Annotated in this window: 5 protein-coding genes; all 5 read left to right on the top strand. The window is 66.6% G+C overall.

What is annotated here, in order from left to right:
- Nucleotides 1-398, top strand: a 398-nt coding sequence (locus OCL97_RS22435) for a zincin-like metallopeptidase domain-containing protein (RefSeq protein WP_377371918.1), incomplete at its 5' end; no start/stop codon positions are given.
- A gap of 87 nt (nt 399-485) precedes the next feature.
- Nucleotides 486-1,082 carry a DUF6088 family protein gene (locus OCL97_RS22430; protein ID WP_377371916.1) on the top strand — a complete coding sequence of 199 codons (597 nt, stop codon included), beginning with the start codon at nt 486-488 and terminating at the stop codon, nt 1,080-1,082.
- The gene (locus OCL97_RS22425; protein WP_377371915.1) at nt 1,075-2,100 is read left to right on the top strand and encodes a nucleotidyl transferase AbiEii/AbiGii toxin family protein; all 1,026 of its coding nucleotides are present in this window, start codon (nt 1,075-1,077) and stop codon (nt 2,098-2,100) included. The genes OCL97_RS22430 and OCL97_RS22425 overlap by 8 nt, the downstream gene beginning before the upstream one ends.
- A gap of 286 nt (nt 2,101-2,386) precedes the next feature.
- Entirely contained in the window at nt 2,387-3,319 is a 933-nt protein-coding gene (locus OCL97_RS22420; protein WP_377371914.1) for a DUF2493 domain-containing protein, read from the top strand.
- Nucleotides 3,320-3,454: 135 nt separating this feature from the next.
- On the top strand, nt 3,455-4,051 hold the full coding sequence (locus tag OCL97_RS22415) for an alpha/beta fold hydrolase (protein ID WP_377371912.1): 597 nt from the start codon (nt 3,455-3,457) through the stop codon (nt 4,049-4,051).
- Nucleotides 4,052-4,212: the final 161 nt, after the last annotated feature.

Genomic DNA, 4,212 nt, shown 5'->3' with positions numbered 1-4,212 from the left:
ACCGGCGCGTGGCTGGAAGGCTGCGCGCCAACCGCTGGTCCCGGCCATGCGGCATAATCTGGACCCCGGCATTATGGGTGTTATGCCGACCTCGGCATAACATCCATTGGACTGGAGCGCCGCACCGGCTGAACCGGGATTTTGGGGCCAGGTTCGGCGACGAGGCCTATGCCTTCGAGGAGCTGGTGGCCGAGATCGGGGCGGCGGCGTTGGGCTTGCGGATCGGCCTGCGCCCTCAGCTTTTGGATGGCCATGCGGCCTATCTGGCCCACTGGGCGTCGATCCTGAAGGAGCGGCCGGCGGCGTTGCTGGAGGCTTCAGGCCACGCGCAGCGGGCGGTCGACCACTTGGAAGCCTTCAGCCGCGTGGATGTGGCCGCCACATCCCTGGCGGCGTGAGGTCGGTCAGCCGTGGAAACCGTTCCCTAACCCGCGGGTTGCTAACTGTCAGAAGTGGTCCTATTTATTCTGACAGTCAGGTGACCCATGCAACGATTGACGGAAGAGATTCTCGAACACAGCCGCACCGTGCCGGAGGGCGCGTTGCTGACCGCCAAGGGATTGTTGCACCTGGGCCAGCGCGCGGCTGTCGACCAGGCTCTGTCGCGGCTCGCGCGGCGGGGTAAACTGCTGCGCGCCGGCAGGGGCCTCTATGTCCGGCCCGTTGAGAGCCGCTTTGGGGCTCGCGCGCCCACCACGGAAAAGGTCGTGGCGGGCCTGGCCGAGCTGCGCGGCGAAACGGTCGCTTCTCACGGCGCAGCGGCGGCCAATGCCCTGGGCCTGACCTCGCAAGTGCCCGTGCGCAGCGTCTATCTGACCTCGGGTCCGAGCCGGAAGCTGCGGCTGGGCCGCCAATCGGTCGAAATGCGGCACGCGCCGGCCTGGCAACTCGTGCTGGCCGGGCGGCCCGCGGGTGAGATCCTGCGCGTCCTGGCGTGGCTTGGCCCCTCGAAGGCCGAGGCTGCGATGCTTACCCTGCGGCGCACGCTCCCCGCCTCGGATCTTCAGGCGCTGGCGAAGGCCGCACCTCTGCTTCCGACCTGGCTCGCGCAGCAGGTGAGCCAGTCGTTCGCCCATGTCTGAGGCCTTCCTCAAGCTTTCGGCCGACGAGCGGCGCGAGGCCTTGGCAGTCGCCGCATCCGCATCCGGGCGGCCGGCGCACCTGCTCGAGAAGGACATCTGGGTCGTCTGGGCGCTCGACGCCCTGTTTTCCTCGCCGCTTGGCGAGCATCTGGTCTTCAAGGGCGGGACGTCGCTCTCGAAGGCCTACGGTGTGATCCGGCGGTTCTCCGAAGATGTCGATCTTACCTATGACATCCGCGCGCTTGCGCCGGACCTGGTGGGAGAGACCGGGGCCGCCCTGCCCGCGACACGCGGCGAGGAGCGGCGCTGGACCAAGGCGGTCGGCCATCGGCTCCCGCAATGGGTGGAGGATCACGTCCTGCCGACCCTCCAGGCCAGACTTGTGGTCGACGGGGCGCCCGCGCGGCTTCGGCTCGAAGGCGAGAAGGTCTTTGTCGAATACGAACCTCTGGCCACCGGCTCCGGCTACGTCGCGCCGGCGGTCATGCTGGAGTTTGGCGCCCGGTCCACGGGTGAACCCAGCGCGCTGCACGACGTCGTCTGCGACGCCGCCGGACTTGTCGAAGGCGTGGTCTTTCCGACCGCGCGGCCAATGGTGATGCGGGCTGAGCGCACCTTCTGGGAGAAAGCGACGGCCATCCACGTCTTCTGCGCCCAAGGCCGGCTGCGGGGTGACCGTTTCGCTCGGCATTGGCATGACCTGGCGCGGCTCGATGATGCGGGTTTTGCGCAAGCTGCCATCGCCGACCAGGCGCTGGCCCAGGCGGTCGCCGATCACAAGGCCATGTTCTTCGTCGAAAAGGACGCGGGCAAGGCGGTCATCGACTATCAGGCGGCCGTGCATGGCGCGCTCCATCTGGCGCCGGACGGCGAAGCCCGCGCCGTCCTCGGGGCAGACTATGAGGCCATGGTCGCTGACGGTCTGCTGTTCGATGACGCCGAACCCTTCGATCAGCTGATGGCCCATTGCCTGGAGCTTGAGGGCCGCATCAATGCGGCCATGCCCCCCGCCCCATAGGGGCCGGTGAGGACGGCGCGCCAGCGCCTGGGGGTCCGGGGTCTTTCGACACGGGACATTTCTGGCCCTCCGTGGACACCTTGGCCTGCCCGACGTGCGCGAAATCCACACGAGACACAGTTGCGTGGCGGTCTGCAGCCCTTTGGCTCTTGAGACCTCGCCACCGTCCGAGGCCCCCCACAAGGGACGCTGCGCTCAAAGCCCTTGTGGGGGGCCTCGGGCCGTCGGCGCGAGACGGTCGTCGAGCCGACAGGCTCCACACCCCACTCCGAAAGGATGTCTCGCAATGCAGTTTTCTTCACACGCTCCCCTGACCGGCCAGATGACCCACTTCGAGGCCCAGGCCCTAACCCTCGACGACCCCCGCCCCCATCCTCACGAAGAGGCGCTTATCCAACTCGGCCACGCACTGATGAACGAGGTGCTCGATGTCTTCATCGACACGGCCTTGGAGGATTTCCAGGCAATCGCTTCGGAGAGCCTGATCGGGGCCTTCCATTCGGCGGCGCAACGGATCGAACGGGAAGCCGACCGCGCCAGGGATGACCTCAACCGACTGACCCGGGATTTCGACGGCTCGGAGATCGCCGATACCGAACTCCAGACCGCCACTCGCAAGGCCCGCGCCGCCGATGTCGCCACCATGGCCCTCGAATTCGTCCGAGACGCCGCGGCGGCCAGTTATACGACGGCGACCGGTGAGGTCTGGAGCCCCTGGAAGGGCAACGTCAGAGCTTCAAGGACAACCGCCGCACAGATCGAGGCCCGGGATGTCATCCGCTCAGCCAAGGCTCGAAAGCACTCCGCCGCCGACCCCGGGGCGACCATCATCGCATTCCGTGGATCGCCGCTCGCGGACACCGCAGAGGACGCGGGCCGCATCTTCGATGCTCTCAATTGGGCTCGCGAGCAGTGGCCGGAAATGGCTCTGGCCACGACCGGCGCCAAGGGCGCCGAGAAGCTGGCGAACAAGTGGGCGAAGTCCAAGAACGTGACCCTGGTCCTGGCCAAGGCCGATTTTGACCGTCACGGACGGGCCGCCCCGTTCCGGGCCAACGATGAGATGCTCGAACTAGATCCGGTCTGCGTCCTGACTCTGGCCAATACTCTGAACGCCGAGCGCGGTGCGGGTCTGCAACCCTTTGGACCGGCTCTCAATCTCGGACAGAAGGCCGGCGACAAGGGCGTGCGCCATGTCGTCATCCGAGCGCGGGCCTAAACGCCCGCCTGCGCCGGCCTTCGGGCCGCCGCAGATCGCCGGTCACATGTCGTTGGGCCAGCCTAGGCTTGTCTGCAGCCCAAGGCAGCGTTCGATGCATTGCGGACGTGAGAGCCAGCTGCGATCTTCACCTCCATGGCGAAGCTGCTCTTTCTACCTGGCGCGGGAGCGCGCGCTGATTTTTGGCAACCCGCAGCCGTGGGCTTGCTGCCGGGACGTGAGCGTCACTTCTTTGCTTGGCCTGGTCTTGGCGACGAGCCACCTCGCAACGGCGTCAGCAGCTTGGACGATGTCGTTGCGATGGTTCTGGAGGAAATGCAGGGTCCTGTGGACCTCATCGCTCAATCAATGGGCGGCCTGATCGCGATCAAGGTCGCACTGGCTGAGCCAGGGCTGGTGCGACGTCTGGTGCTGGCCGGGACCTCGGCGGGATTGCCCGTGGAGGCCCTCGGCGGCGGTGAATGGCGCGAAACATACCGCCTGCAATTTCCGAATGCGGCACCCTGGATCACCCAAATTCGCGAAGATCTTTCTTCGCGACTGCATCTGATAACCGCCCCCACCCTTCTTCTCTGGGGGGATCGGGACGTGGTGAGCCCGTTGCCAGTAGGTAACCGGCTCCTGGAAGTGCTGCCGAATGCCAGTTTGCGCATTATCGCTGGCGGCGCCCACGACTTCGCCATAACCCATGCCTCCGAAGTCACTCCGCTGATAGCAGGCCACCTGGAATAGCGGTCGTGCAGGCCCCCCCGAGCCTGACAAAAAGCTGCGACTCATAGGTTCCGCGAGCGGGCGCCCAAGGCGCTGAGGTTGTCGGGGGTCTGGCTGTGGTGATCCGCATGTCGGCGCCAGCACCAAGCCGTCAGTCGTCTCCCGGGTTGGGCGCTGCGGGG

Origin of the sequence: Phenylobacterium ferrooxidans (assembly GCF_042714595.1) — a bacterium.
GTDB lineage: Bacteria > Pseudomonadota > Alphaproteobacteria > Caulobacterales > Caulobacteraceae > Phenylobacterium > Phenylobacterium ferrooxidans.
This window is presented reverse-complemented; position numbering and strand designations above follow the sequence as displayed.